We start from the raw sequence: 3,397 nt of genomic DNA, 5'->3' as shown, positions 1-3,397 counted from the left end.
ATCATGTCGTATGACGACGTGGCGAACACCAAGACCACGGCTATCCTCCCCGCCGGGGAAACCGACCCCGCCAAGGCAGTCACCACGACAACCGAAAAACTCGATGATGCCAAGCGCCTAATCAGCATCACAACGGACCACGGCGATGGCGCCCACACACCCCCTTCTACGCAATCGTATGACGGCCTAGGACGTGTGACTCGTGTGATCGCAGGCGACGTCTCCATGAGTCCCCGCTATGGCAGAGCTGGGGAGCTGGACGGTGCGGTCCTGGCACCCGCCAAGCCCAAGGAATTTGCCGGTGTTCCTGTTACTGCGTATAGGGCGACTGATCTGGCCGGTCCAGTAGTCAAACGCCTGGATGCTGGCGAAGGGCTGCGTTCGGGCGCATGGGTGAAGCGGGATGGGGCGGGGCGTGTCGTGGAGGAGAAGGACCCGGCTGGCGGGGTTATCTCCACGGTCTATAACGAGCGGGGTGAGGTGGAGAAGGTGACCGGCCCGGACGGGTCGGTCACCACCACCTCCTACGACCCGGCCACCGGGCGTGTCCTTGGGACCGCGACGGTCTCGGCCGACGGCAGCAGGACGGTCAGGAAGGCGTACACCTACGACAAGGCCACCGGCCGGGTGACGGAGGTGTCCGACCCTGCTGACAAGGACGGCACCCGGATCGGGTACGAGTATGACGCGGATGGTCATGTCACAAAGGTGGCCTATCCCGACGGCAGAACCCTCACCCAGGAATACGACACCCACGGCCAGCTCGTCGCTGCCACTGACGCCGCGGGTGCGAAGACGGTCTACACCCACAACGGTGACGGAACCCTGCGCTCGGCGAAGCAGACCGGCACCGGCGGCAAGACTCTCGCCGAAGTCACCTACACCTACGACGGCCTGGGCCGGGTGGAGAAGGTCGACCGCGGCAATGGCGTCACGACCACGTACACCTTCACTGACGCCAGCCAGATCAAGACCGAGAAAGCCGTGGAGGCGGACGGCACCCTGGTCAGTGAGGCGTCCTACAGTTACGACTCCCACGGCAACCTCACGGAGCGGTCCGACACCCGCCCCGCCGTCAACCACACTGGCGCGGTGCTCAAGGACAGCCAGGGCACGGTGACGAATGCGGTCACCACAACCGGCTACCGGTATGACGCCTATGACCGGCTGACGCGTTCGGTGGTGAAGAACGAGCGGGGTGAGCCGGTTACCGAGACTGCCTACACCCTCAGTGTCTCCGGCGACATCACCCGCACCAAGACGGCCCGCCACGACCAGGGGGGGAAGGAAACCCTCACTGAATATGAGATCGACCCGGCCGGCCGGCTGACCGCCATTACGGCCGACGGGCAGAAGAAGACCCAGGAATTCGACCAGGCCGGGAACCTGGTCCGGGACCACCGCGGCAACACCTGGACCTACAACCCCCTCAGCCAGCCCACCTCCCTCACCACCCCCGACGGCACCACCACCCGCTACACCTACTGGGCCGACGGCACCCGCAAAACCGCCACCACCACCCCCGGCAGGGAAGGAACCGAGGACGGGAGCAGTGGCGGGAGCACGAGCGTGACCGGGTTCTACTACGACCCGGCAACCGGCGGCATCGCCAACGACACCCACACCACCACCAGCGGTGAGGGCGGGGGCGGGGTGCAGCCTGTGGTGGTCACCGGCTCCTACCTGCAGGCAGCTGCCCGGGAAGCCCGCACCCTCACCGCCCAGGCCGGCACCCCCGCCGAGGCAGCGAATACGGTGCAGGCGGCGAACACCACCGGCGGCGGCTACCTCCACCACGACCGCCACGGCAACACCACCACCCTCACCGGCGACGACGGCCACATCAACGCCGCCTGGCACTACACCGACTACGGACAGCACACCACCCACACCACACAACCCCTCCAACCCACCACCGGCACAGCACCCGCCGGCACCGCACCCGCCGCACCCGCCGCAGGCGCGGCCGGGGCGGCCGGGGCGGCCGGGGCGGCCGGGGCGGGGGTCAACCCGTTCACCTACGCCGGCGAATACACCCACCGTGCCACCGGCATCCAGGACCTCAAAGCCCGCTTCTACGACCCCGCCCAGAACCGGTTCCTCACCCGCGACCCCGCCCCCCAGTTCAACCGCTACATGGCCTTCGACGCCAACCCCGTCATGAAAACCGACCCCACCGGCAACACCGCCATACCCGACTGGGGCCAGTACCTCATCTACGGCATCACCCTCGCCGCAGCCGCCATCACCACCGCCCTCACCCTCGGCCTCGGCGGCAGCGCCGCAGCCGTCGGCATCGCCCTCGCTGGCGCCGCCCTCGACGGCGCCTCCGCCGCCCTCGACATCACCGCCCTCGCAACAGGACGCAACCAGCTCGGCGACCCCCTCAACATCGCCTCCCTCACCCTCGGCACCATCGGCATCGCCCTCGGCGGCAGCGCAGCCATCGGCACCGCCACCAGCAGAACCGCCAAAGTCGGCGAAACCGCATTGAATGGCTCTGCCGAGCAGTTGCTTAAAGGTATGATCCATTCGGATAATTCTACCTACGCCAAGCAAATGATTTCGACCATCAACTATATTCCTGAAAAATACTTGAAGGTCATAGCCGATTACATGAGGGCGGGCTCTCCTGGAGAGTCAGGTTTTTATGTCGGCAACACCACAAAAAACAATCTGCCTGACATCGGAATAAATGTTTCGGGTACGCTTCTAATAGAGAAGGGGTACTCGGAGGAAGCGCTGGGCATCCCGGCTTTCTATCCGCAACACCGAGCCGTCCTCATTTCACGCGATAAACCGTGCAAAGTTTCGAACCTCCGCCCAGGCACAAGATTCACCCTCCTCCACGAGACAGGGCACGCGCTGTATGCTGCGCTGCACAGGATCAGAAAAACGTATCCAGTGAAGAAGATGAGAGCACTAATTTCGAACAAGGCTAAGACCGGTCTGGACTTTCAGGACTATAGATATTTGATTGACGGGGATGGGGAGGAAATGGTGGCTGACGGTTTTGCCCTGTGGTGCATGGGGGCCAGCAAGCCTTATTTCGGTTCCCGTAAAGCGGCAAAACTGAATAATGAATTCTGGTCCCAGCTCGATTTTTGATAAACCGTCGGCTGCCTCACCGGCAGGGCCTCTTTCCTGCGTCTGTGACGTGCACGGGAGCCTCCCCCGCCCGCCACTTGCACACCGGCGCGGGCGTGACCACGACGACTGCCTACCGGCTACGACAAGGGCGAGCCAAGTCACCGAGACCGTCTGCTGGCTCGATCCAAGGCCGGGTAGTTAACGCATTCGTGCCAGTGAGGTTTTCTCGACGAAATTCATCGCCAGGCGTTGTTGAGGACGAGGGCGGCTTTGGTGATGGCGCCGATCCGGCCGGGGCTGAGCGTGA

1 protein-coding gene is annotated in these 3,397 nt (G+C 64.3%); it reads left to right on the top strand.

All coding sequences use genetic code 11. From position 1 onward, the window contains the following. Positions 1-18: 18 nt before the first annotated feature. On the top strand, positions 19-3,108 hold the full coding sequence (locus AC07DW_RS33835; protein WP_478861441.1) for an RHS repeat-associated core domain-containing protein: 3,090 nt from the start codon (positions 19-21) through the stop codon (positions 3,106-3,108). Positions 3,109-3,397 lie beyond the last annotated feature (289 nt).

This window comes from Streptomyces sp. NPDC045701, assembly GCF_056432045.1.
Note: the sequence above shows the minus strand (reverse complement) of the source record. Positions and strands in the feature narration are given on the sequence as shown.